This is a genomic window from Neorhizobium huautlense (assembly GCF_030811685.1).
Lineage (GTDB): Bacteria > Pseudomonadota > Alphaproteobacteria > Rhizobiales > Rhizobiaceae > Neorhizobium > Neorhizobium huautlense_A.
In genome coordinates, this window is the sequence record NZ_JAUSRF010000023.1 from 17,078 (window position 1) to 42,826 (window position 25,749).

Genomic DNA, 25,749 nt, shown 5'->3' on the forward strand with positions numbered 1-25,749 from the left:
ACCACAGTTATGGAATATGCATTCTTATTATGGATATAGTGTCGGGCATGATTTTGTTTGTCAAACCGGAATTGCCACGCCGCATCGATCCGACAATGCGTCAGATATGACGACAGGGCGCGCATGCACCGTTTCGAAAGCATCACGCAATTATGCTTGACTAAAACAGCGACAACGCATGGCGTTTGTTGCCAAGGCGATGACCGCCGCCTAAGCAGGCGGCGAGGCGTTGCGACTGCGCCGAAACGCTTGAGGAAAATGAGACGATGACAACCGTCCTTGACCAGATCGTGTCCAAAACCGGTAAACGCGAGCGCGAGCGGTTGGCCGCCCTCGAACAACTGGACGTGATGGACGGGCCACGCGATCAGGGGTTTGACCGGTTCGTGCGACTGATCAAGGAGATCTACGGCATCAAGATCGGCATCGTTTCGCTGATCGACGCGCACCGGCAATGGTATCAGGCCTGCGACGGCTTGCCTTTTGGCGAAGTGCCGCGCGATGGCAGTTTCTGCAAACATGTCGTCCTAGCCGAGGAAGCGATCATCGTGCCGGATACCACGCTCGATCCGCGCTTTTCCGATCATCCGGCAGTAACCGGCGACCTGCATATCCGCTTTTACGCCGGCATGCCGATAAAGACCAAAGCCGGCCATGTGATCGGCACGCTCTGCGCAATCCATACGGAACCGCGCACATTCGATGACCGCGACACCGATATCCTGCGGGAACTGGCCGGAGCGGCCATGGACCGTATCGAACTTCTGCAGACGGCTTCTACCGACAGCCTGACGGAAGCACTGACACGCCGCGCCTTCAAGGCCGAGGCAGACCAGATGGTGACGCTGGCGCGGCGCCACGCGCATGCGCTTTCCTGCATCGTGCTCGATATCGACCACTTCAAATCGATCAACGACACCTACGGCCATGCGGCCGGCGACATCGTGCTGAAAGCCGTATCCGCCACCTGCAAGTCAACCCTGCGCGCCACCGACCTGTTCGGTCGTTTCGGCGGCGAGGAATTTGTGGTCGTGTTACCCTATGTGGACATGGAAGGCGCCATGGCGACGGCCGAGCGGCTGCGCAAGGCGCTGGCCACCCAGACGGTCGATATCGGCGGCAAGTCGATATCGGTGACGGCAAGTTTTGGCGTCGCCGCGCGCTCGCTGACCGGCAAGGATATCGAGACCTTGCTGGCGCAGGCAGATGCCGCCATGTACCGCGCCAAGCAGGAAGGCCGTAACCAGTGCCGCTCCTGGAGCACCTTGCGAAAAGAAGCCGGCAAGGCAACCAAGGGCACGCGCAAACGCGTGCTGCGCACCGGCTTCATCCTGTTCGACGAGCGCAGGAGCCTCGTCGACTGCTCGGTGAAATCCTTGGGAGCGGATAGCGCAGGCCTTGTCGTTTCGGACGCATTCGGCCTGCCGGAAGAATTTTTGCTGCAAATCCCGGCCGACGGGATCGAGACCATGTGCCGGGTGATTGCCCACGACGGGCAAAATCTCGAAGTGATGTTCCAGTAATCGACGCAAAACCCTGCCCAATCCACCAGCGTCCGAAACGTGTACAAATATGCACAAAATTTACAAATCGTGAAACATTGCGACGATTGACGCACCTTATCGTGCACGTTAATTCATGTTTATGACCACTTCACTGTCCATATCACGCCGTGACATCATCGAGGCCCGGCTTGCCAAGGGCCAGGAAATCGTTGCGTCCGCCGTGGCGATCGAATTCGATATTTCCGAGGATGCGGTGCGCCGCGATCTGCGCGCACTGGCAGCCGAAGGCAAATGCCGACGGGTTTATGGTGGCGCGCTGCCGCTTGTCACGCCGTCACGACCGATTGCCGAGCGGATCGGCCAGGCATCGGAGCGCAAGACGGCACTTGCGCGTGTCGCGGCCGGTACGGTGGCTGCGGGTGAATTGCTGTTTCTTGATTGCGGCAGCACCAATCTGGCCATGGCGGCGCTGCTGCCGGGCGACCAGAAGCTCACCGTCGCGACCAATTCCATCGATATCGCCGCCGCCATCATCAAACGCGGCGATATTCCGCTGATCCTCATCGGCGGCGTGGTCGATCCGGTTGTCGGCGGCAGTGTCGATGCCTCGGCGATTGCAAGACTGGACGAGTTGAACATCGACCGCTGTTTTGTCGGCGCCTGCGCGGTGTCTGCCGAAACGGGCCCCAAAGGCGGGATGAGCGTGCAGGAACATGCAGACGCGATCTTCAAGCGCAAACTGATGACGCGCAGCGCCATCAATATCGTGCTCGCCACATCGGAAAAGTTTGAGGAGCGCGCGCCGCACCGTATCGGCTACGCCAAAGATATCGACTGGCTGATCGTCGAAGACGATCTGGCCGCAGACACAAAACAGGCGCTGACGAACGCCGGTTACGCCATGCTGACACCCGGCCAGAGCGCCGCCTGACCCATCCCGCAGGAAAGATTTTCATGACCGCTTTTGCACAGACCACAGCCAGCGCGGACCGGCCCGCCACGCGGCTTGCCACCCGCCTCTCCTTTCTCGTTGCCGGTTTCGGCATTGCCTGCTGGGCGCCGCTAGTACCTTATGCCAAAACGCGTCTGGGCATCGATGACGGCGTGCTGGGCATGCTTCTGCTCTGCCTCGGGTTGGGGTCGGTCATCGCCATGCTGGCGACCGGTGTGCTTTCGGCAAAATACGGTGCCAGGCCGATCATTATCGTCAGCGGGTTCGGCATTGCGCTCACCCTGCCCTTCCTGACGCTTGCCGATACGCCGGTAACGCTCGGCATCGCTCTTGCCCTGTTCGGCGCCTCGCTCGGCACGCTGGACGTGGCGATGAACATCCATGCCATCGAGGTGGAAAAGGATGCGCCAAAACCGCTGATGTCCGGCTTTCATGCGCAATACAGCATTGGCGGCTTTATCGCGGCCATGCTGGTAACGCTGCTTCTGTCGGCAAAGCTCGGGCCTTTCATCACCACGCTGATCTCGTCGGCCATGATGCTGGTGGCGATGGCGATCATCTGGCCGCGACTGCTCTCGACCGTGCAGGCCGAGGACGGGCCGCTGTTCGTGATGCCGCGCGGTATCGTCGTGCTTCTGGCAGCACTTGCCGCCATCACTTTTCTCGTTGAAGGCGCGGTGCTGGACTGGAGCGCGCTGCTCCTGACCTCAGAAGGCCGTGTCGAGGCGAGCCAGGGCGGCTTGGGTTACATGCTGTTTGCAATCGCCATGACGGCTGGCCGCCTGTGCGGCGATGTGATCACCGCAAAACTCGGTGACCGCCCGACCTTGTTCTGGGGTGGCATCGTGGCGATTGCCGGTTTTGCCGTGCTGCTGGCAGCCCCCGGCACCATTCTTGCCATGAGCGGTTTTCTGCTGATCGGGCTGGGTGCATCCAACATCGTGCCGGTGCTGTTTCGCCGCGCCGGTTCGCAGACGGTGATGCCATCGGGCCTTGCGGTCGCGGCCATCACCACGACCGGTTATGCCGGTATACTGGTAGGCCCGGCCGGCGTCGGTTTCGTCGCCAAACATACCGGTCTTCCGGTGTCCTTCTGGCTTCTGGCCGCCCTGCTTACGCTCGTGCCGATCTGCGCCGGCATCGTGACACGAAAGGCCAACTGATGCGGATCACCCATGTCGCCTTGTGGACGCAGGACCTCGATACGGCTGCTCAATTCTGGCAGCGTTATTTTGGCGCCGGCGTCGGCGAAGCGTATCACAGCCGGAACCGGCAGGGTTTCGTCTCGCGTTTCATCACCCTGCCGGAAGATGGTGGCCAGATCGAACTGATGACAGGGCCGTGGCTGGCAGATGATGCCCCGGCCGAGCAGATCGGCTGGGATCATATCGCCATCACGCTCGGCAGCGGCGAAGCCGTCGATGCGCTGGCGGAAAAATGCCGGACAGATGGCTGCCTGAAATCCGCTCCGCGCTGGACCGGCGACGGGTTTTACGAGGCAGTGATCCTGATGCCGGATGGAACGCCGGTGGAGATTACGGCGTAAGAGGCGCAGCTCCCTCAGGCGCCAGTGACGCGCCAGATGACATCACCCACGTCGTCTGCCATCAGCACTGCACCATCCTTCGCCAGTGCCACACCAACCGGGCGCCCATAGGAATGCTTTTCGTCGGGCGACAGGAAATCGGTCAGGATTTCGCGCGGCGCTCCGACCGGCCTGCCATTTTCGAAAGCGACGAAGGCAAGCTTGTAGCCGGAAAGCTTCGAGCGGTTCCACGATCCATGCTGGCCGATGGCCATGCCGGCCGGAAAGTCCGGCAGCGTTCCTTCGGGCAGCCAGCAGAGGCCGAGTGAAGCGGTGTGACCGCCGAGCGCATAATCGGGCTGCTCCGCGGATGCCACCCTGGCGGCATCCTGCGGTACGCGGTCATCCACCACACGGTCCCAGTAGCAATAGGGCCAGCCATAAAACCCGCCGTCGCGCACCGATGTCAGATAATCGGGAGGCGTTTCGTCACCCAGTCCGTCGCGTTCGTTGACCACGGTCCAGAGCATGCCGCCTTCCGGCTCCCAGGCCATGCCGACCGGATTGCGCAGGCCACCGGCAAAGATGCGCGACTGGCCCGATGCCAGATCATATTCATGAATGCAGGCGCGGTTTTCTTCCACCGCCATGCCCTCATCGCCGATATTGGTCAGCGAACCGACGGCCACGTAGATTTTCGTGCCGTCCTTGCTGGCGATCAGATTGCGGGTCCAGTGTCCACCGGGCACCAGATCCATCAGTTTTGTGGCTGGCGCGGTGATTTTGGTGGCGCCCGCCGTATAAGGATAAGCCAGAAGCGCGTCGCTGGCTCCGACATACAATGTCTCGCCAACCAGCACGATGCCGAAGGGCTGGCGGACGTTTTCGATATAGGCAAAACTTTGCTCGGCCACCCCGTCGCCATCGGCATCGCGCAGCAGCGTCACGCGGTTGGCACTCTGACCGGAAGCGCGGGCCCGCTGCATGGTTGCGGCCATGGCGTGGTCGAACAGGCTGCGCGGATTTCCCTGCTCGCCGATCGATTCCGCGACCAGCACATCGCCGTTGGGCAGCACATGCATGTTGCGTGGATGAACAAGCCCGCGCGCAAAGGCATTGACCTTCAGTCCAGCAGCGGCCGTCGGCTTGTGGTCGCCGTCCCAGCCTTTGGCGGTGGGCATTTTCAGGGTCGGGATGCGGCCCTGCGGCTTGGCCAGCGGAATGGCCGGCGTCACCCCATAGGCGGGCTCACGCGCGCCATCGCCCGAATGACGAATGGCAACGGCGCATTGGCCGACAAGGGCGACAAAACGCGCAAACAGAGAAGGCTCGACCATGGCATTACCTCAATTGACGGAGGAAAAACGTGGATGAACCAGGAAGCTAGAGCGTTTGACCGATAAAGGAAACCATCGCCACCGACAGAAGCCGGCGCGGTTTCGAAAAATGCGTGAAGTTTACGCTTTTGACATATGCGCAGACGGCGGCGAGCCGCTGCCTGCGCATCAGACAGAATTTGGAAAGGTCCGTCGCAATCGATCAGAAGTCGATGATCTTGCCGCCTTCCAGCGTCACCCGCCGGTCCATGCGGGCGGCGAGTTCGTGGTTATGGGTGGCGATCATTGCGGCAAGGCCCGACTGGCGCACCAGTGCCTGCAAGGCATCGAACACATAGGATGCCGTTTCCGGGTCGAGGTTGCCGGTCGGCTCGTCAGCGAGCAACAGAAGCGGCGCGTTGGCAACGGCGCGGGCAATCGCCACGCGCTGCTGCTCGCCGCCGGACAATTCTGCCGGGCGGTGATCGGCACGGTGACCGATGCGCATGTAATCCAGAAGAGCGGCGGCGCGCTCCTTGGCTTCCTTCACCGGCAGACCGGCGATCAGCTGCGGCATCATGATGTTTTCGAGCGCGGTGAATTCCGGCAGCAGATGGTGAAACTGGTAGACGAAACCGATATCGCCACGACGAATGGCGGTGCGGCGATCGTCGGAAAGATTGCCGCAGGCCTCGCCGTCGATATGGATTTCACCCTCATCCGGATGTTCCAGAAGGCCGGCCAGATGCAGCAGCGTCGACTTGCCGGTGCCCGACGGCGCGACCAGTGCGACGATCTCACCGCTTTTAAGCGAAAAATCGGCGCCCTTGAGGATGGAGAGGACCGTATCGCCCTGCCCGTACTGCCTGCCGACGCCCGTGAGCTTCAGAATGGTTTTGGTTGCCATGGAGGTGTGCGTTCCTATTCGTAGCGCAGCGCCTGCACGGGATCGAGCCTCGAGGCCCGCCATGCCGGGAAGATGGTTGCAATGAAGGACAGCGTCAGCGCCATGACGACCACGGTGGTGGTTTCGCTAAATGTCATTTCGGCGGGCAGTTCGCTGAGGAAATAGAGTTCCGGATTGAACAGAACCGTGCCGGAAAGCCAGGAGAAGAAGCTGCGGATCGATTCGATATTGAGACAGACGACAACGCCCAACAGGACACCGGCCGCCGTGCCGACAAAACCAATGGCAGCCCCGGTCATGAAGAAGATGCGCATGATCGAGCCGGAACTGGCGCCCATGGTGCGCAGGATGGCGATATCCGATCCCTTGTCCTTCACCAGCATGATCAGGCCTGAAATGATATTGAGCGCGGCGACGAGCACGATCAGCGTCAGGATCATGAACATGACGTTGCGTTCCACCTGCAGGGCGGAAAAGAAGGTCTGGTTGCGCTGGCGCCAGTCGGTGAGAAAGATCTGGCGGTCGCCGGCGGCCATTTCGATCAGCGGCCGCATGCCGTCCACCGCATCCGGGTGTTCGATGAACAGTTCGATCGACTGGACGATGCCATCGGCGTTGAAATAGGCCTGCGCCTCTTCAAGCGGCATGTAGACGATCGAGGCGTCATATTCCGACATGCCGATCTCGAACGTGCCGGAAATCGGATAGGATTTGACCCGAGGGCTGACACCCATCGGCGTGACATCGCCTTCCGGCGCCACCAGCGTGATGCGGTCACCGGCGGACAGGCCGAGCGAGGACGCCAGACGCGAGCCGACCAGAACACCATCGCCCGAGGCGAAACCGACCATGTCACCCGACTTTATGTTGCCGGAGACTTCCTTCAGCTTTTCAAGATCTTCGGCGCGCACGCCGCGCACAAGAGCGCCCGAACCGCCGCCGGTATTGCCCTGCGCCAGCGTCTGCCCTTCGACCAGCGGCAGCGCCATGGTGACGCCGGGAACGGCTGCGAATTTGGTGGTGAGATCGGCATAGTCATTAAGTGGCCGATCGACCGGCTGCACGACGATATGGCCATTGATGCCGAGAATGCGGGAGATCAGCTCGGTGCGAAAACCGTTCATGACGGCCATGACGATGATCAGCGTGGCAACGCCGAGCATGATGCCGACGAACGAAAAGCCGGCGATGACGGAGATGAAGGCTTCCTTGCGGCGCGAGCGCAGATAACGCCAGGCGACCATGCGCTCAAACCCGGAAAACGGACCGGCCGAGGGTGCTCCCTGCCGCGTGCCATCACCTTCGCTCACGACCTTCGCCATGTGTTCTCCTCGGTCACCGCGCGCCGGCGGTCAGTTGTCTTGCAGTCCGGGCGGCCTCACGAGAGATCGCCCGGACGGTACTCTTCAGGCCTTGGCCGTCAGGCGGTTCAGCGCGGCTTCCATGGTCATAGTTTCGCGCGCACCCGTCTTGCGGTCCTTCACCTCGACTTCGCCGGTCGCGGCCGAACGCGGGCCAACGATCAGCTGCACCGGCACGCCGATCAGATCGGCGGTGGCGAACTTGGTACCTGCGCGGTCGTCCGTGTCGTCGTAGAGCACGTCCAAACCGGCATTTGTGAGGCCGGTGTAAAGGCCATCGCAGACGCGGTCGCAGTTTTCGTCACCCGGCTTCATGGTGATGACCATGGCATCGAACGGCGCGACCGAAGCCGGCCAGATGATTCCGTTCTCGTCATGCGAGGCTTCGATGATGGCGGGAACAAGGCGGGTCGGGCCGATGCCGTAGGATCCCATGTGGACAAGATGTTCCTTGCCATCCGGGCCCTGAACCTTGGCGCCCATCGGCTCGGAATATTTTGTGCCGAAATAGAAGATGTGACCGACTTCGATACCACGAGCGGACAGGCGGTCGCCTGCCGGGATGGCGTCGAAAGCGGCTTCGTCGTGCATTTCCGAGGTGGCGGCGTAAACCGAAGTCCACTTGTCGAAAATCGCCTGCATGCCGGCAACGTCGTCGAAATCGATATCGGCTGCCGGAATGTCGAAATTCGTGAAATCGCGGTGCGAGAACACTTCGGACTCGCCGGTTTCGGCCAGAATGATGAATTCGTGGCTGTGGTTGCCGCCGATCGGACCGGTATCGGCGCGCATCGGGATAGCGCGCAGGCCGAGACGATCGAACGTGCGCAGATAGGCCGCGAACATCTTGTTATAGGAGTGGATCGCGCCTTCCTTGGTCAGATCGAAGGAATAGGCATCCTTCATCAGGAATTCGCGCGAACGCATGGTGCCGAAACGCGGACGGATCTCGTCGCGGAATTTCAGCTGGATATGGTAGAGGTTGAGCGGCAGGTTCTTGTAGGATTTCACCGCCGAACGAAAAATGTCGGTGACCATTTCCTCGTTGGTCGGGCCGTAGAGCATCGGACGCTCCTGGCGGTCCGTGATGCGCAGCATTTCCTTGCCGTAATCCTCGTAACGACCGCTTTCCTGCCACAGATCGGCCGACTGCAGCGTCGGCATCAAAAGCTCGATGGCGCCGGCACGGTCCTGCTCTTCACGGATGATCTTGTTGACCTTGTCCATGACGCGCTTGCCGAGCGGCAGCCAGGAATAGATGCCCTGGCTCTGCTGGCGAACCATGCCCGAACGCAGCATCAGGCGGTGGGAGACGATTTCCGCTTCCTTGGGATTTTCCTTCAGAATGGGCAAAAAATAGCGGGACAGGCGCATCGCGGTTTCCGATTTGCGGGCCGAAACCTGAAAAGGAATCGACCGTTAGAGGGCTGATATTGCGTGCGTTCATAGCCGGTTCGGCAGCACATGAAAACCCGGTTGGGGGCAGGCTTGAAAACATGTGAGCGAATGCTCAGGCGAACAGCGTTTGCAGCAGCCAAAACGTGCAATACAGCGAAGCAGCGCCGCCTTAGGTAGGCAAAACATGGTTTTTTGAGGGACAAGGGGTGCGACATTTTTGTTCACAGGATTTTTCTACCCCTGTGTAACAAAAATGCAAAAAATTGGGGTGACAAGATGTCTCATGTGAGCTAGCTTCAGCTCACAAAACGGGCAAGGGGATTAAATTCTTGCCTATTTCGCGGTCAAAGTCTTGGGAGGATTTAGATCTTAGGCGCGCTTCGAACGCAGCCCCGGCAACGGAAAGATCACGCGAAACTCAAAAAACAAGGCTTCAACGCCTTGTTTTTTTTTGCCTTCAAATCAAGGTTCGTATTTCCGGCTGACGGGCTTATGCCTGTGAAAGGTTACGGGAAGATGACGGATGTCAGGTCTGATTGCTTAATGGACCGCCGCCCATTCGCGAGCCAGCGCGGCATACACATATTCATCGCCCCACTCGCCGTTAAACCGATCGTTTTCGATCAGATGTGCCTCACGCCGCAGACCCAGCCGCTCGACGATGCCGACCGAGCCTTTGTTGCGGCTGTCTAACCGGGCAAAAATGCGATGAAAACCAAAGGCTTCGAAACCTACGCTAATCATCGCCGACACGGCTTCCGTCGCATAACCTTTTCCGCCGTAATCGGGATGGAAAACGTAACCGACCTCGGCCTGCAGCGCGGCTTTGTTGGCAAGCTTCAGCATAACATCACCGATCAGGGCGCCATCATCTTTCCGGGTGACGGCGAAGTGAAAATCGTCGCCGTCGTTTTCAAACGGCGCCTCCAGCAATTTTGCGAATTTTTCCTCCAACACAGTACCGGTCGAGGGCGTGGCATAGAGGTAACGATAGACATCCTCGCGCGTGCGGTAGGCAGCGTAACTCTCAAGATCACCGGGCAGAAACTTGCGGAGGATGAGACGTTCCGTGGTGACGGAGGTGGGGAGAGACTGAAGGTTCATTGTCATTCCGTATGCGTTTTGAAGCGAAGGATGACCACCCTCACAGAGAGCCGACAGGCCAGCGCGCCAATGTCCGGGCGACCGCCGCCCTCACCTGTTCTTCCGTCGGGTTTTCCACCTCGAAATAGCGTCCAAAACTGGCTGCAAGAGCAGCAATATCTGCCGCGGAAAGCGTGGCAAGGCGATCCGGGCCGACCTCATCGCCAAGGACCCTCCAGATGGCCTCGCAGCATTCGTGCGCGGAGGCATCTTCAAAGGGCAAAGGCGGCGACAGGCACTGGCCGAATTCCTCCCCCATGGCCTGCTCGAAATCCATGCGATCCGTTTCGTTCATTCTGCGAACCTCACCCGAAATCCGGCAGAATGACCGGCAGAGAACTGACGCTGATGCCGAAGACATGCGAGGCGAGCATCCAGCCACCATGGATGACGGCAGCGATGAGGCTGGTGACGAGAACGACACGCAGGCCGCGGAATTTTGCCGGCGCGCTTGCGACCGTGCCGAGCACCACTTCGCCTTCTTCCTGCTGGCTGCGCATGCCGATGGGCAGCACGATGAACAAAGTCAGCCACCAGATGACGAAATAGACCGCGAATGTCGACAGGAAAGGCATTTCTCACTCCTCCATTACCCCGCACCGATTATAGGGGGAATGCGCCCAAGCTCAATTGCAGCGATGCATGAAGCGTTTCGGAAAATGATTCCGGCAATGGTGCCAAGCCATTGAATTCGGATTCAAATCTGCTCCAACTCGGTGAGCGTGCCGGAAAAATCCTTCGGGTGCAGGAAGAGCACTGGCTTGCCATGCGCGCCGATTTTTGGCGTTCCGTCACCCAGCACGCGCAGGCCAAGCGCCACCGCCCTGTCGCGTGCGGCAAGGATGTCGGGCACCTCGTAACAGACATGATGCATGCCGCCGGCCGGATTTTTTTCGAGAAAGCCAGCAATCGGCGAGTTTTCGCCGAGCGGTTCCAGCAGCTCCACCTTGGTATTTTCGAGTGTGACGAAAACCACGGTGACGCCGTGCTCCGGCAGGGGGTGCGGATCGGAAACCGCAGCGCCGAGATTTTTATAGGGCATCGCGGCAGCCGTAAGGTTGGGAACCGCGATGGCGATGTGATTGATACGGCCGAGCATGGCTTCCTCCCGACAGAGATTAACCCTGCCATGGCAGGAACAGACAGGACCGCAGCATCTTTATCTCCCGTCGACGGGAGAAGCTACAAGATCACGACCACGCTTCAGCCAAGGTCACCAATCCTGGTGATGAGGGGCAAAGTCCCTGCCCCACAGATACCCTCAGCGAACCACACTCACCGTGGTCGCAGCCATTTCGGCGGTGCTGTCCTGCGTTACCGAAGCAACGAACACGATCGCCAACAGCGCCGCGCAGATAACGGCGGCGCCCAGGAAATTTCCAGGTCTCATTAACATGTCTCCGAATCGTCCCAGCCAATCGAAGAGCTAACACATGAAAATGGCGCGGAGCTTTCACACATCCGCGCCATCGCATCACACAAACGTCAATTCAGGGCCGGTGTGACCCTTTGGACTCAGAGACGGGTAACAAAAACCGTCACGATCGGCTTTTTGCCCCAGCCGTTATTGGCAGCCGAACGCACAGCACGACGAACGGATTCGCGCAGCATGTCGAGATCCTTGCGGCGCGCGCGCGGGATGCTTTCGACGGCGCCAAGAACCGCATCATAAAGTGTGTCTTCCATGCTCTCGCCCTCGTCATCCACATCCGGCAGGCCGAACAGGACGATATCGGGGTCAGCAAGAAAATCGTGGCGGCTGTCGAGCAGCACGTTGACCGAGACGTGTCCCACATAGGAGAGCTTGCGGCGATCGCCGATACCCATCTCCTCGAAATCGCCGATCAGCTTGCCATCCTTGTAGATACGGCCGAAAGGCACATCCGCGATGATTTCGGCCGGGCCCGGAGCGAGACGCAGCATGTTGCCGTTGCGCACGCGCGGCACGGTCTTGATGCCGGCGCCGAGCGCCAGATCACGCTGCGACGTCAGGTGCGCGGCTTCGCCGTGAACCGGCACGAGGATTTCGGGACGGGTCCACTCGTACATTTTCAGGAGTTCGTTGCGGCGCGGGTGACCGGAGACGTGGACGAGCGCCTGGGTATCGGTGACGATGTTGACGCCCTGCTCGATCAGGCCGTTCATGATCTCGAGGATCGGCTTTTCATTGCCGGGAATGGTGCGCGAGGAAAACACCACCGTATCGCCGGCGGCAAGTGCGACATTGCGCATCTCGTCACGCGACAGTTTTGCCAGCGCTGCGCGCGGCTCGCCCTGGCTGCCGGTGAGGATGACCACGACCTTGTCGCGCGGGATATAACCGAATTCATCCTCGGCGATGAAAGGCTTGATGTCATCCATGATGCCGATGTCGCGGGCGACGGAGACAACGCGCTTCAGCGACGAGCCGAGCAGCAGGACTTCCCGACCCGCGGCTTCTGCGGCAAGCGCGATGGAGCGGATGCGGCCGACATTCGACGAGAAGGTGGTGACGGCGACGCGGCCTTCGGCGGCCTCGATGACTTTCTGCAGGCCTCTCGACACTTCCTCTTCGGACGGCGAGATGCCATCACGCATGGCGTTGGTCGAGTCGCACATGACGGCGAGAACGCCTTCGTCGCCGATGGCGCGGAAACGGTCTTCGTCGGTCAGCGGGCCGAGCGACGGGTTATGGTCGATTTTCCAGTCGCCGGTGTGGATGACATTGCCGAGCGGCGTGCGGATGACCAGCGACATCGGCTCGGGAATGGAATGGTTGACGCCGACGGCCTCGACTTCGAACGGCCCGACATTGATGCGGTCGCCGGCCTTGAAGATGGTGATCGGGATTTCGGCGCGGGTGCCTTCGTAATTACGCTTGGCTTCCAGCATGCCGGCGGTGAACGGCGAGGCATAGACCGGCACGTTGAGGCCCGGCCAGATGTCGTTCAACGCGCCATAATGGTCTTCATGCGCGTGGGTGATGAAGATGCCCTTGAGGTTCTTCTTCTTGTCGGCGAGGAAGCGGACATCGGGCAGTACCAGATCGACACCCGGCAGGTCGGGGCCTGGGAAGGTAACGCCGCAATCGACCATGATCCACTGGCGGGTTGCCTCGGGGCCAAAGCCGTAGAGCGCGAGGTTCATGCCGATCTCGCCTACGCCGCCCAGCGGCAAAAATACCAGTTCGTCCTTGGAGGCCATATTGTCCTGTTTCCGATTCATGCAAAAAATACGTCGCCGGCAGCTATGGGCATAAGTTCGGTGCCCGTGTCCAGCATCAGCAAGCCTTTATCATCAATTCCGGCAAAGCGCCCGGAAATCGAGTGATTCGGCAGATTGACGGTGATCTTCTCACCGATGCCGCAGGCGACGCCACGCCACTGCGCCGTGATTTCGGCAATACCAAGGCCTTCGTTCCACACACCCAGAACCTGCGCCATCTCCTTGTAAAGATGCGCGAAAATCTCATCCGCCGTGGCTGTGACGCCGTAATCTTCAAGCGAGGCAACGGCGTATTGAGCGCTATCCGGCTTGTGGCGGATATTGATGCCGATACCGATGACGAGAGCGCCTTTTCCGTTCGCCAACATTTCCGCTTCGAGCAATATGCCGCAGGTTTTCCTGCGTTCTATCAAGATATCGTTCGGCCATTTGACCTCGACCGGTGGCGTACCGGGCGGCATCACGGCTGCAATGGCGTTGCGGACGGCAAGGGCGACAGCCAGCGGAAGCGAGGCGGTGCGTTCGATCGGCGCGGGGTCGATCAACAGGAGCGTGGCGTAAAGATTGCCGGTCTCAGACGTCCATGCCCTCCCTCTACGACCACGCCCGGCGTTTTGGCGCCGGGCGGTGATCCAGAGAAGACCTTGGTCTCCTGCCCTCGCAGCTGCGAGGGCATCTGTATTTGTGGAGCCGACTTCATCCAGCGCGATATGCCTGAAGGCTTCGAGCGGGAAGCGGCGTCTGTCTTGCATCATCTCAGAAGAAGGACTTTGCTGCCGCAGATGCTGCCGTGCCGACCGGACCGCCGAACAGCACGTAGGCCGTGACGAACAGACCGGAGAAACCGAAGACCAGCTTGAGCAGGCCGGGCGTGCGGGCAAATTCGCCAACCGGCTTGTCGAACCACATCAGCTTCACGACGCGCAGGTAGTAGTACGCACCGACGACCGAGGAGAGCACGCCGATGACGGCAAGCGCGTAAAGCTTGGCTTCGATGGCAGCGAGGAAGACAAAATACTTGGCGAAGAAACCGGCGAGCGGCGGAATGCCGGCAAGCGAGAACATCAGCGCGGTCAGAACCAGCGCCATGAACGGACGCGTGGAAGAAAGACCAGCCAGATCATCCACCGCTTCGACGGCAGTACCGTCAGCGCGGCGCATCGACATGATGCAGGCAAAGGTTCCAAGCGTCATGACCATGTAGATCAGCATGTAAAGCGCGATCGAGGACACACCGGTTTCCGAACCCGCGGCCAGACCGACGAGCGCGTAACCCATGTGACCGATGGAGGAATAGGCCATCAGTCGCTTGATGTTTTTCTGGCCGATGGCCGCAAACGAACCGAGCAGCATGGAAGCGATCGCGATGAAGACGACGACCTGGCGCCAATCGGCAACGACCGGGATGAAGGCGTCGGACACGATGCGCACCAGGATGGCCATGGCGGCGACCTTGGGGCCGGAAGCGAAGAAGGCGGTGACGGGGGTCGGCGCACCTTCATAAACGTCCGGCGTCCACATGTGGAACGGCACGGCCGAGATCTTGAACGCCAGACCGGCGAGAACGAAGACCAGACCGAAAACGAGGCCGAGCGAACGGGTTTCCTGGCTGAGAACCTGGGCGATCTGTTCGAAGCCGGTATTGCCGGTGAAACCATAGACCAGCGACATGCCGTAAAGCAGCATGCCGGAGGACAGCGCGCCGAGAACGAAATATTTGAGGCCGGCTTCCGTCGAACGGATGCTGTCGCGGTTGAAGGCGGCAACGACATAAAGCGACAGCGACATCAACTCGAGGCCGAGATAGAGCGCGATCAGGTCGTTGGCCGAGATCAAGAGCATCATGCCGAGCGTGGCAAGCAGGACGAGAACCGGAAATTCCGGCTTGTCGATCTGGTCGGACTTGGCATTGGCGAAGGTCATCAGCAGCGCGACGATCGAACCGAACAGCGCGGTTGCCTTCATGAAGCGGGCAAAGCCGTCCATCATGAACGCGCCGTTATAGGCTTCGCCTGCCGGGGCCACGAAGATGATCATGACGAGCGCCACGATCATGACGGCAATGGTGAGGCCGGTTACCAGCGGCGACGAGCGGTCGCCACTGAAGACGCCGATCATCAGGAGCGCCAGCGCACCGAGCGCCAGAAGAACTTCCGGGCTCGAGATCTGCAGGCTGGCAAGGAGTAGTTCAGCGGTCATATCAGTCCGTCCCGTCTCAGTGCGTTACTGCGAGCGCAAGCTTTTGCGCTGCCTGCAGGGCTGCCGAGTAATTGTTGACCAGCGCGTCGATCGACGCGGCAGTCACGTCGAATACCGGCGCCGGATAGAAGCCGAAGAAGATGGTGAGCGCAATCAGCGGGTAAAGAAGGATTTTCTCACGCGTTGAAAGGTCCAGCAACTGCTTGAGGTTTTCCTTCTCCAGCGCACCGAACAGAACCCGGCGGTAGAGCCACAGAGCGTAGCAGGCCGACAGGATGACACCGGTAGCGGCAAACAGGGCCACCCAGGTATTGACGCGGAAGACGCCGATGATGGTCAGGAACTCGCCGATGAAGCCAGACGTACCCGGCAGGCCGACATTGGCCATGGTGAAGATCATCATCGCCACGGCGTATTTCGGCATGTTGTTGACGAGACCGCCGTAAGCGGAGATCTCGCGGGTGTGCAGGCGGTCATAAACGACGCCGACGCAAAGGAAGAGCGCGCCGGACACGATACCGTGCGACAGCATCTGGAACACCGCACCCTGCACGCCCTGCGTATTGGCGGCAAAGATACCCATGGTCACGTAGCCCATGTGGGCAACCGACGAATAGGCAATCAGCTTCTTGATGTCGTCCTGCATCATCGCGACCAGCGAGGTGTAAATGATGGCGATGACGGACAGCGCGAACACCATCGGCGCAAAATAGTCCGACGCCAGCGGGAACATCTGCAGCAGGATACGGATCATGCCGTAACCGCCGAGCTTCAGCATGACGCCTGCCAGGATGACCGAACCTGCGGTCGGAGCCTGAACGTGCGCATCCGGAAGCCAGGTATGGACCGGCCACATCGGCATCTTGACAGCGAAGGCGGCGAAGCAGGCAAGGAAAAGCCAGGTCTGCATGCCGGCAGGGAAGCCGTGCTTCAGCAGTTCGACGATGTCGGTCGTGCCGGCGTTCCAGTACATGGCCATGATGGCGAGCATCATGAGAACCGAACCGAGCAGCGTGTAGAGGAAGAGCTTGTAGGATGCGTAGACGCGATCCTTGCCGCCCCAGACGCCGATGATGATGAACATCGGGATCAGGGTCGCTTCGAAGAATACGTAGAACAGAACGATGTCAAGCGAGACGAACACGCCGGTCATCGCCACCTGCAGGAGCAGGAAGGAGATCATGTATTCCTTGATGCGGTGTTCGATCGATTCCCAGCTTGCCAGCACGCAAAAGGGCATGAGGAAAGTGGTGAGGATGACGAACAGCATGGAAATGCCATCGACGCCGAGATGGTAGGAAATGCCGGTGCCGAGCCATTCATGCTTCTCGACCATCTGGAAGCCGGGGTTCGAATTGTCGAAGCCGATCCAGATGAACAGAGACACGATGAAGGTGACGACGGTGGTCGCCAGCGAGATGTTCAGGACATTGCGGCGGCCGTTCGCGCCCTCCTGCCCGGTGAGGAGCAGGAGCACCACGCCGACCAGCGGCAGGAAGGTGACCGTTGAAAGAATGGGCCAATCGGTCATCAGAAGGAACTCCCGAGCATCATCCATGTGACGAGGGCGGCGATGCCGATCAGCATCGCAAACGCGTAGTGATAAAGGTAGCCGGACTGCAGACGCACGACATTGCGCGTAACGTCGACAACACGGGCGGCGATGCCGTTCGGGCCATAGGCGTCGATGACGGCGACGTCACCCTTCTTCCACAGGAAGCGGCCGAGTGCCTTTGCCGAACGAACGAACAGGAAGTCGTAGAGTTCGTCAAAATACCACTTGTTGAGCAGGAACTGGTAGAGGCCCTGCTGCGAAGCGGCCAGACGCTTCGGGGTTTCCGGCGACTTGATGTAGAAATACCAGGCGGTGACGAGACCGATCAGCATGGCGATGAACGGTGCAAGAGCAACGAGCGCCGGCACGTGGTGGAATTCGTGCAGCAGTTCGTTGTGCTCGGACGTGAACAGCGCCCCCGACCAGAACATTTCGTATTCGTGACCGTAGAAATATTCCTTGAAGACCACACCGGCAACAACCGCACCAACGGCAAGGATGTAGAGCGGCACCAGCATGACCTGCGGGCTTTCATGCACGTGGTGCATGACCTCGTGGCTCGCACGCGGCTTGCCGAAGAAGGTGAGGAACATCAGGCGCCACGAATAGAAGCTCGTGAACATGGCCGCGATCACCAGAAGCGTGAAGGCAAAGCCGGAAGCCGGCGAATGCGATGCGTAGGTCGCTTCGATGATGAAGTCCTTGGAGAAGAAGCCGGCAAAACCGACCGGCGTGAACGGAATGCCGACGCCGGTAATGGCGAGCGTACCGATCAGCATCATCACGAAAGTGACCTTGATGTGCGGACGCAGGCCGCCCATGTGGCGCATGTCCTGCTCACCATCGACGGCATGGATAACCGAGCCGGCGCAAAGGAACAGGAGAGCCTTGAAGAAGGCGTGCGTGAACAGGTGGAAAACGGCTGCGCCATAAGCGCCGACGCCGAGCGCAACGAACATGTAACCGAGCTGCGAGCAGGTCGAATACGCGATGACGCGCTTGATGTCGTTCTGCACGAGGCCGACGGTGGCCGCGAAGAAGGCGGTGATGGCACCGATGATGGTGACGACCAGCAGCGCATCCGGCGACAGTTCGAAGATCGGCGACATGCGGGCGACGAGGAAAACGCCGGCGGTGACCATGGTTGCGGCGTGAATGAGGGCCGAAACCGGGGTCGGGCCTTCCATCGCGTCCGGCAGCCAGGTGTGCAGCAGGAACTGCGCCGACTTACCCATCGCACCCATGAAGAGCAGGAGGCAGGTGACGGTGATCGCCGTGCTTCTGGTCAGTTCCATGCCGAAGAAGTTGGCAACGATCACGTTGGCGTCGCTTGCACCTTCATGCGGCATGTAGGTCGCGGCTGTGGCGAAGATGGTTTCGAAATTGATCGAACCGAACAGCACGAAGACGCAGCCGATGCCGAGGATGAAACCGAAGTCACCGACGCGGTTGACGATGAAGGCCTTCATGGCGGCAGCAGACGCGGACGGCTTCTTGAACCAGAAACCGATCAGCAGGTAGGACGCCAGACCCACGCCTTCCCAGCCGAAGAACATCTGCAGCAGGTTGTCGGCGGTGATGAGCATCAGCATCGCGAAGGTGAAGAGCGACAGGTACGCGAAGAAACGCGGACGATGCTCGTCGTGATGCATGTAGCCGATCGAATAGAGATGCACGAGCGTAGACACGGTGTTGACCACGACGAACATGATCGCGCTCAGCGTGTCGATGCGGAAGGTCCATTCGACATCGATGCCGCCGGACTGGATCCAGCGCATGACGACGGCCTTGACGACCTCGCCCTCGGAATGACCGAGCGCGATATCGAAAAAGACGATCCACGACAGGATTGCCGCGACGATCATCAGACCGGTGGTGACGTATTCCGATGCCTTGGCGCCGATCTGACGGCCAAAAAGGCCGGCGATCAGGAAGCCGATCAGGGGAAGAAAGACGATTGCCTTGTAGATCATGACCCGATCAGCCCTTCATCATATTGACGTCTTCGACCGCGATGGAGCCGCGGTTGCGGTAGAAGACCACGAGAATTGCAAGACCGATCGCCGCTTCCGCTGCAGCAACCGTCAGAATGAAGAGCGCGAACACCTGGCCGGCGATGTCGTTGAGGAACGACGAGAAGGCCACCATGTTGAGGTTTACCGACAAAAGGATCAGTTCGACCGACATCAGGATGATGATGACGTTCTTGCGGTTCAGGAAGATGCCGAACACGCCGATCGTGAAGAGGATGGCGCTGACCGTCAGGTAATGGGAAAGTCCGATTTCCATAATTTCAATCCTTGTCCCGCTCTCAGAGGCCCTGGCCCGACTTGACCTTGACGATCTCGACACCGGTTTCCGGCGTACGAGCAACCTGGCGGGCGATATTCTGCCGCTTGATGTTCTGGCGATGGCGCAGCGTCAGCACGATCGCGCCGATCATGGCGACGAGCAGGATGAGGCCGGCCACTTCGAAGAAGTAGACGTAATGGGTGTAAAGCACGTCACCCAGCGCTGCCGTGTTCTGGCGCTCGGCCACCGGCGGGATCGGCATGGCGATCGACTTGGCAGCCTGCGGCGACAGGACCGAGCCACCGACCACGAGGATCAGTTCAGCGGCGACCACGAGGCCGATCAGCGCGCCGATCGGCGCATATTGCAGCACGCCCTGGCGGAACTCGGCGAAGTCGATGTCGAGCATCATGACCACGAAGAGGAAGAGAACCGCGACGGCGCCGATATAGACGACCAGAAGCAGCATCGCCAGGAACTCGGCTCCCGTCAGCAGGAACAGGCCCGCCGAGTTGAAGAACACGAGGATCAGGAACAGCACCGAGTGAACCGGGTTTCTGGCCGACACGACCATGACCGCCGACGCCACAGCGACGAAGGCGAAGAGATAAAAGAATATAGCGTGCAGACCCATGTTGGTGCCTTCTCGTCTTCCCCGGCAAGACCCTTGAATAAGGGCCCCTCCCCGTCGGACCTGGCGGCCGATGCCGTCCAGACTTTTTTATCCTGTTTCCCGCCGCCATCCGGCTGCGGGACATGTCAATTCATGTTGCCTTCAATGGCACCCTATCAACGATAAGGCGCGTCCAGCTGAAGGTTGCGGGCGATTTCACGCTCCCAGCGGTCGCCATTGGCGAGCAGCTTGGCCTTATCGAAATACAGCTCTTCGCGCGTCTCGGTCGAGAACTCGAAGTTCGGCCCTTCGACGATGGCATCGACCGGGCATGCTTCCTGGCAGAAACCGCAATAGATGCATTTTACCATGTCGATGTCGTAACGCACCGTGCGGCGGGTGCCGTCATTGCGGCGCGGACCGGCTTCGATGGTGATCGCCTGAGCAGGACAGATGGCTTCACACAGCTTGCAGGCGATGCAGCGTTCTTCGCCGTTGGGATAACGGCGCAGCGCATGTTCACCACGGAAGCGCGGAGAGACCGGGCCCTTTTCGAACGGGTAGTTGATCGTCGCCTTCTGACGGAAGAACAGATATTTGAACGTCAGCGCGAAAGCAGCGACGAATTCCTTCAGGAACAGCGAACCGACGGCTTGAGAGAGGCCTGCCATCTTTATTCTCCAAGTGAGCCGAGCGAGTGGTGAGCCATCAGCCAGCCCAACCCGTCAGCTTCAGTACGAATGCAACAATCACCAGCATACCGAGCGAAAGCGGAAGGAAGACCTTCCAGCCGAGACGCATCAGCTGGTCGTAGCGGTAGCGCGGCACGATCGCCTTGGCCATCGCGAAACCGAAGAACACCAGGATGACCTTCAGTAGGAACCAGACGATGCCCGGAACCCAGTTGATCAGCCAGAAGTCGAACGGCGGCAACCAGCCTCCGAGGAAGAGGATCGTGGTCAGCGCGCAGATCAGCATGATGGCAGCATATTCGCTGAGCATCAGCATCATGTACGGGGCCGACGAATATTCGACCATATAACCGGCGACGAGTTCCGATTCCGCTTCCGGAAGATCGAAGGGCGGACGGTTGGTTTCAGCGAGACCCGAGATGAAGAAGATCACGAACATCGGGAACAGCGACAGCCAGTGCCAGTCGAGGAACGTGTTCGGCAGGCCGATCATCGTGCCGAGGCCGGTCTTCTGCGCGTAGACGATGTCCTGCAGGTTCAAGGAACCAACGCAGAGAAGAACGGTGACGATGACGATGCCGATCGAGACTTCGTAGGACACCATCTGTGCCGCCGAGCGCAGCGCGCCGAGGAACGGGTATTTCGAGTTCGATGCCCAGCCGGCCATGATGACGCCGTAGACTTCGAGCGAGGAGATCGCAAAAATATAGAGGATGCCGACATTGATGTTGGCGACGGCCCAGCCATCGGCAACCGGCACGACCGCCCATGTGGCAAGCGCCAAAGTCACCGAGACCAGCGGCGCCAGGAGGAATACCACCTTGTTGGCGCCGGCCGGAATGATCGGCTCCTTCAGGACGAACTTGATCAGGTCGGCGAACGACTGGAACAGGCCGAACGGACCAACGACGTTGGGGCCGCGGCGCAGCTGTACGTTTGCCCAGACCTTACGGTCGGCAAGAAGGATGAAGGCGATAAAGACCAGAAGGCAGACCAGCGTCAGCAGCGAGTGCCCGACAATGATCAGGGCCGGCCAGATATAGGTCCAGAAGAAAGTATCCATTGTCCTGCCCTTACTCCGCCGCAACCTGGAAGTTGTTGCGGGCCAATGCCGAGCACTCTGCCATGACGGCGGAAGCGCGGGCGATTGGGTTCGTCAAATAGAAGTCCTTGACCGACGACACGAAGGCCGCCTTGTCGGCGCGGCCACCGGCCTGCGAAAGCTTTGCGACCTGATCGCCGGTGCCGACTGCCACTTCGTCGAGTTCGGCGAAATGCGGGAATTCGGCATAAAGCTTGGAGCGCAGCGCAGACAGGCTATCGAACGGCAGCTTGTGGCCGAGAACGTCGGACAGCGCGCGCAAGATCGCCCAGTCTTCGCGGGCCTCGCCCGGGGCGAAGCCAGCGCGGTTGCCCATCTGGACGCGACCTTCGAGGTTGACCCAGGTGCCCGACTTTTCGGTATAGGCTGCAGCCGGCAGGATGACGTCGGCGGCATGTGCACCGGCATCGCCATGGCTGCCGATATAGACGGTGAACTTTGCGCCCTTGTCGGCCGCCGAGAACTCGTCAGCGCCGAGCAGGAAGAGCACGTCCATCGACTTCAGCATTTCGGCTGCGTTGACGCCGTTCTTGCCCGGTACGAAACCGAGGTCGAGGCCGCCGACGCGCGAGGCTGCGGTGTGGAGAACGCCAAAACCGTTCCAGTCTTCCGTGACGGCACCAACCGTTGCAGCAAGACGGGCGGCCAGTGCCAGAATGGCTGCACCATCAGCGCGGGCAACAGCGCCCGGACCAACGATGATCATCGGGTTCTTGGCGGCGGTCAGCTTGTCGATGAAGGCATTGCCGTTTTCGACGAGGTCGGTCAGCGTGTCCGGACCGGCACCGAGATATTCGTAATCCCAACGCATTTCGCCGGCTTCGCCGATCAGGCCGATCGGGAAATTGCCGCGACGGAAACGCTTGCGGATGCGGGCGTTAAGAACAGCGGCTTCATAACGCGGGTTGGAACCCACGATCAACAAAGCGTCAGCCTTTTCAATGCCTTCAATCGTCGGGTTAAAGATGTAGCTTGCACGGCCGAGAGACGGGTCGAAGGCCGAACCATCCTGGCGACAATCGATGTTTTCCGAACCGAGCGAGGCGATCAGCGACTTCAGAGCGTACATCTCTTCGACGGACGCGAGATCGCCAGCGATGGCGCCGATCTTGTTGCCCGAACTGGCCGAAACCGCGCCCTTGATGGCGGCAAAGGCTTCACCCCAGGACGCTGCCTGAAGACGGCCGTCGCGGCGCACGTAAGGACGGTCGAGACGCTGGGTCTTGAGGCCATCCCAGATGAAGCGTGTCTTGTCAGAAATCCACTCTTCGTTCACGGCCTCGTTGACACGCGGCATGATGCGCATGACTTCGCGGCCACGCGTATCGACGCGGATGGCAGAACCGACGGCATCCATCACGTCGATGGATTCGGTCTTGTTCAGTTCCCACGGACGGGCAGTGAAGGCGAACGGCTTGGAGGTGAGCGCGCCGACCGGGCAGAGGTCAACGACGTTGCCCTGCAGCTCGGAGGTCATCGCCTGCTCGAGATAGGTGGTGATTTCGGCATCTTCGCCACGGCCGATCAGGCCAAGCTCGGAAATGCCGCCGACTTCGGTGGTGAAGCGGACGCAACGCGTGCAGTGAATGCAGCGGTTCATCACGGTCTTGACGAGCGGGCCGATATACTTGTCTTCGACGGCGCGCTTGTTTTCGGTGTAGCGCGAACTGTCGATACCGAAGGCCATGGCCTGGTCCTGCAGATCGCATTCACCGCCCTGGTCGCAGATCGGGCAATCCAGCGGGTGGTTGATCAGCAGGAATTCCATCACGCCTTCGCGGGCCTTCTTGACCATCGGCGTGTTGGTGAAGACTTCCGGAAGCTCGCCGTTCGGGCCGCCGCGGATATCGCGCACGCCCATGGCGCAGGATGCTGCCGGCTTCGGCGGGCCACCCTTTACCTCGACCAGACACATGCGGCAGTTGCCGGCGACAGACAGACGTTCGTGGAAACAGAAACGCGGCACTTCGGCACCTGCCTCCTCGCATGCCTGCAGCAGCGTGAAGTGGTCCGGAACCTCGATTTCCTTGCCGTCAACCTTGAGCTTCGTCATCGTTACGTCCTGTTTTTCCGTCCGCCGGTCTTGCGGGCCGCAGCCCTGACCGGTGGCAATTCCTGTGCTGTGCCGGTGGTCAGCGCATTTGCCTGGGCCACCCAATCATCGCGCGTCACGCGGCCATCCAGGCCGAGTTCTGCATCGACGCGGGCAGCCTCATCGGCGCTCCATCCGGCGATCTCGGAAAGGGTTGTGATACCCAGACCGTTCAGCTTCGTCTCGATCTTGGGCCCGAGACCCGAGATCCGTTTCAAGTCATCTTTCGCTTCCGGCTGTGCAGCCTTGGCGGTTCTTGTCTTCGTGGCCGTCGGTGCCGGCGCTTCAGCCTTTTCGGCTTCGGAAGCGGCAGGCTCGCGAGCCATGTCTTCCAGCGTGCGGTGCAGACGCTGGCTGGCGTCCATGGCGTTCTGCATCATGCCGAACATCGCGGTGGCGAACTGAGTCTGCAATTCGATGCCGATCTGCGTCATTGCCGCCATGGCAGCCGCCGGATTGGCCATCATCGGGTTCAGCGTCAGCGAAGCCGGATCGAAACCGGGCCAAGCAGAGCCGAACGTCGGCTTTGCCGTCGATGCCCCCTGCCCCGCGTGTTTCTCCTCCGGCGACGTCATGACCTTACTCCGCAGCTTCCAGCACGGCGCCATCAGACGTCGAGCGGTAGGTGTATTCGTCGATGCGCTTTTCGATTTCCGGGCGGAAATTGCGGATCAGCCCCTGCACCGGCCACGCAGCCGCGTCGCCGAGCGCGCAGATGGTGTGGCCTTCGATCTGCTTGGTGACCTGCAGCAGCATGTCGATTTCGCGCTTCTGGGCATTGCCCTTCACCATGCGCTCCATCACGCGCCACATCCAGCCGGTGCCTTCGCGGCACGGCGTGCACTGGCCGCAGCTTTCATGCTTGAAGAAGGCCGACAGACGGGCAATCGCGCGAATGATGTCGGTGGACTTGTCCATGACGATGATCGCAGCCGTGCCGAAGGACGACTTCTTTTCGCGCATGCCGTCAAAGTCCATGATCGCGTCGCCCATGTCCTCGCCCTTGATGACCGGGCAGGATGCGCCGCCGGGAATGACGGCGAGCAGGTTATCCCAGCCGCCGCGAATGCCGCCGGCATGGGTTTCGATCAGTTCGCGGAACGGGATGCCCATGGCTTCTTCGACAGTGCACGGCTTGTTGACGTGACCGGAGATCATGAACAGCTTTGTGCCCACATTGTTCGGACGGCCGATCGACGAAAACCAGGTGGCACCGCGACGCAGGATGGTCGGGGCAACGGCGATGGACTCGACGTTGTTGACCGTGGTCGGGCAGCCGTAGAGGCCCATGTTGGCCGGGAACGGCGGCTTCAAGCGCGGCTGGCCCTTCTTGCCTTCAAGGCTTTCGAGCAGAGCGGTTTCTTCGCCGCAGATATAGGCACCCGCGCCGTGATGGACGTAGATGTCGTAATCCCAGCCGTTCTTGTTGTTCTTGCCGAGAAGGCCGGCATCGTAGCATTCGTCGATCGCGGCCTGCAGGGCTTCGCGTTCGCGCATGTATTCGCCGCGAACATAGATGTAGGCGGTGTGCGCGCCCATGGCGAAACCGGCGATCACGCAGCCTTCGATCAGCGTATGCGGATCGTTGCGCATGATTTCACGGTCCTTGCAGGTACCGGGCTCGGATTCGTCGGCATTGACGACGAGGTAATGCGGACGGCCATCCGATTCCTTCGGCATGAAGGACCATTTCAGGCCGGTCGGGAAGCCCGCACCACCACGACCACGAAGACCGGAGGCCTTCATCTCGTTGATGATCCAGTCACGACCGTTTTCGATGATCTGCTTGGTGCCATCCCAATGGCCACGGCTCATGGCGCCCTTCAGGGACTTGTCCTTGAGGCCGTAGATGTTCGTAAAGATGCGATCCTGATCGTTCAACATGATCACGCC

At 60.2% G+C, this 25,749-nt stretch carries 25 protein-coding genes; 4 read left to right on the forward strand and 21 right to left on the reverse strand.

Annotated elements, in window-relative coordinates; genetic code table 11:
* Positions 1-266 precede the first annotated feature (266 nt).
* The 4 genes from J2T09_RS24335 to J2T09_RS24350 all read left to right on the forward strand — a co-directional run bounded on the left by J2T09_RS24335 (position 267) and on the right by J2T09_RS24350 (position 4,003).
* The gene (locus J2T09_RS24335) at positions 267-1,523 is read left to right on the forward strand and encodes a sensor domain-containing diguanylate cyclase (RefSeq protein WP_306839498.1); all 1,257 of its coding nucleotides are present in this window, start codon (positions 267-269) and stop codon (positions 1,521-1,523) included.
* A gap of 115 nt (positions 1,524-1,638) precedes the next feature.
* The gene (locus J2T09_RS24340; protein ID WP_306839500.1) at positions 1,639-2,436 is read left to right on the forward strand and encodes a DeoR/GlpR family DNA-binding transcription regulator; all 798 of its coding nucleotides are present in this window, start codon (positions 1,639-1,641) and stop codon (positions 2,434-2,436) included.
* A gap of 23 nt (positions 2,437-2,459) precedes the next feature.
* Positions 2,460-3,620 (forward strand): MFS transporter, encoded by a 1,161-nt coding sequence (locus J2T09_RS24345; RefSeq protein WP_306839502.1) that lies wholly within the window; start codon positions 2,460-2,462, stop codon positions 3,618-3,620.
* Positions 3,620-4,003 (forward strand): VOC family protein, encoded by a 384-nt coding sequence (locus J2T09_RS24350; RefSeq protein WP_306839504.1) that lies wholly within the window; start codon positions 3,620-3,622, stop codon positions 4,001-4,003. Before J2T09_RS24345 ends, J2T09_RS24350 begins: the two co-directional genes overlap by 1 nt.
* Positions 4,004-4,017: 14 nt before the next feature.
* Here J2T09_RS24350 and J2T09_RS24355 read toward each other — a convergent pair whose 3' ends face one another.
* The 21 genes from J2T09_RS24355 to nuoF all read right to left on the reverse strand — a co-directional run bounded on the left by J2T09_RS24355 (position 4,018) and on the right by nuoF (position 25,740).
* The gene (locus tag J2T09_RS24355; RefSeq protein ID WP_306839506.1) at positions 4,018-5,319 is read right to left on the reverse strand and encodes a PQQ-dependent sugar dehydrogenase; all 1,302 of its coding nucleotides are present in this window, start codon (positions 5,317-5,319) and stop codon (positions 4,018-4,020) included.
* Positions 5,320-5,521: 202 nt separating this feature from the next.
* Positions 5,522-6,205 carry an ABC transporter ATP-binding protein gene (locus J2T09_RS24360; protein ID WP_306839508.1) on the reverse strand — a complete coding sequence of 228 codons (684 nt, stop codon included), beginning with the start codon at positions 6,203-6,205 and terminating at the stop codon, positions 5,522-5,524.
* Between the two features lie 14 nt (positions 6,206-6,219).
* A complete protein-coding gene (locus J2T09_RS24365; RefSeq protein WP_306839509.1) occupies positions 6,220-7,527 on the reverse strand; it encodes a lipoprotein-releasing ABC transporter permease subunit in 1,308 nt (435 codons plus the stop codon).
* 84 nt (positions 7,528-7,611) lie between these two features.
* The gene (gene proS / locus J2T09_RS24370; RefSeq protein ID WP_306839512.1) at positions 7,612-8,940 is read right to left on the reverse strand and encodes a proline--tRNA ligase; all 1,329 of its coding nucleotides are present in this window, start codon (positions 8,938-8,940) and stop codon (positions 7,612-7,614) included.
* Between the two features lie 564 nt (positions 8,941-9,504).
* Positions 9,505-10,068 carry a GNAT family N-acetyltransferase gene (locus J2T09_RS24375; protein ID WP_306839514.1) on the reverse strand — a complete coding sequence of 188 codons (564 nt, stop codon included), beginning with the start codon at positions 10,066-10,068 and terminating at the stop codon, positions 9,505-9,507.
* Positions 10,069-10,108: 40 nt separating this feature from the next.
* Positions 10,109-10,402: a hypothetical protein gene (locus tag J2T09_RS24380; RefSeq protein ID WP_306839515.1), complete on the reverse strand. Its 294-nt coding sequence runs from the start codon at positions 10,400-10,402 to the stop codon at positions 10,109-10,111.
* A gap of 10 nt (positions 10,403-10,412) precedes the next feature.
* Positions 10,413-10,682 (reverse strand): DUF1467 family protein, encoded by a 270-nt coding sequence (locus tag J2T09_RS24385; protein ID WP_306839517.1) that lies wholly within the window; start codon positions 10,680-10,682, stop codon positions 10,413-10,415.
* Positions 10,683-10,804: 122 nt separating this feature from the next.
* Complete coding sequence (gene mce / locus J2T09_RS24390; protein WP_306839519.1) at positions 10,805-11,206, reverse strand: methylmalonyl-CoA epimerase; 402 nt, start codon at positions 11,204-11,206, stop codon at positions 10,805-10,807.
* 162 nt (positions 11,207-11,368) lie between these two features.
* Entirely contained in the window at positions 11,369-11,497 is a 129-nt protein-coding gene (locus J2T09_RS24395; RefSeq protein WP_306839521.1) for a hypothetical protein, read from the reverse strand.
* 125 nt (positions 11,498-11,622) lie between these two features.
* Positions 11,623-13,290, reverse strand: coding sequence for a ribonuclease J (locus J2T09_RS24400; RefSeq protein ID WP_306839634.1), 1,668 nt, complete (start codon positions 13,288-13,290; stop codon positions 11,623-11,625).
* Positions 13,291-13,307: 17 nt separating this feature from the next.
* A complete protein-coding gene (locus J2T09_RS24405; protein WP_306839523.1) occupies positions 13,308-14,066 on the reverse strand; it encodes a biotin--[acetyl-CoA-carboxylase] ligase in 759 nt (252 codons plus the stop codon).
* Between the two features lies 1 nt (position 14,067).
* The gene (nuoN, locus tag J2T09_RS24410; protein WP_306839525.1) at positions 14,068-15,510 is read right to left on the reverse strand and encodes an NADH-quinone oxidoreductase subunit NuoN; all 1,443 of its coding nucleotides are present in this window, start codon (positions 15,508-15,510) and stop codon (positions 14,068-14,070) included.
* Between the two features lie 16 nt (positions 15,511-15,526).
* Positions 15,527-17,041, reverse strand: a complete 1,515-nt coding sequence (locus J2T09_RS24415; RefSeq protein ID WP_306839527.1) for an NADH-quinone oxidoreductase subunit M — start codon at positions 17,039-17,041, stop codon at positions 15,527-15,529.
* Complete coding sequence (nuoL, locus tag J2T09_RS24420) at positions 17,041-19,038, reverse strand: NADH-quinone oxidoreductase subunit L (protein ID WP_306839530.1); 1,998 nt, start codon at positions 19,036-19,038, stop codon at positions 17,041-17,043. The genes J2T09_RS24415 and nuoL overlap by 1 nt, the downstream gene beginning before the upstream one ends.
* 7 nt (positions 19,039-19,045) lie before the next feature.
* On the reverse strand, positions 19,046-19,354 hold the full coding sequence (gene nuoK / locus J2T09_RS24425) for an NADH-quinone oxidoreductase subunit NuoK (RefSeq protein WP_132273210.1): 309 nt from the start codon (positions 19,352-19,354) through the stop codon (positions 19,046-19,048).
* A 22-nt stretch (positions 19,355-19,376) separates the two neighbouring features.
* Entirely contained in the window at positions 19,377-19,991 is a 615-nt protein-coding gene (locus J2T09_RS24430) for an NADH-quinone oxidoreductase subunit J (protein WP_306839532.1), read from the reverse strand.
* Positions 19,992-20,146: 155 nt separating this feature from the next.
* Entirely contained in the window at positions 20,147-20,641 is a 495-nt protein-coding gene (gene nuoI / locus J2T09_RS24435; protein WP_306839534.1) for an NADH-quinone oxidoreductase subunit NuoI, read from the reverse strand.
* Between the two features lie 37 nt (positions 20,642-20,678).
* Complete coding sequence (gene nuoH, locus J2T09_RS24440) at positions 20,679-21,725, reverse strand: NADH-quinone oxidoreductase subunit NuoH (protein WP_306839535.1); 1,047 nt, start codon at positions 21,723-21,725, stop codon at positions 20,679-20,681.
* A gap of 10 nt (positions 21,726-21,735) precedes the next feature.
* Positions 21,736-23,817, reverse strand: coding sequence for an NADH-quinone oxidoreductase subunit NuoG (gene nuoG, locus J2T09_RS24445; RefSeq protein ID WP_306839537.1), 2,082 nt, complete (start codon positions 23,815-23,817; stop codon positions 21,736-21,738).
* 2 nt (positions 23,818-23,819) lie between these two features.
* On the reverse strand, positions 23,820-24,431 hold the full coding sequence (locus J2T09_RS24450; protein ID WP_306839539.1) for a 5' DNA nuclease: 612 nt from the start codon (positions 24,429-24,431) through the stop codon (positions 23,820-23,822).
* 4 nt (positions 24,432-24,435) lie between these two features.
* Positions 24,436-25,740 carry an NADH-quinone oxidoreductase subunit NuoF gene (gene nuoF, locus J2T09_RS24455; RefSeq protein WP_306839541.1) on the reverse strand — a complete coding sequence of 435 codons (1,305 nt, stop codon included), beginning with the start codon at positions 25,738-25,740 and terminating at the stop codon, positions 24,436-24,438.
* Between the last annotated feature and the right edge of the window lie 9 nt (positions 25,741-25,749).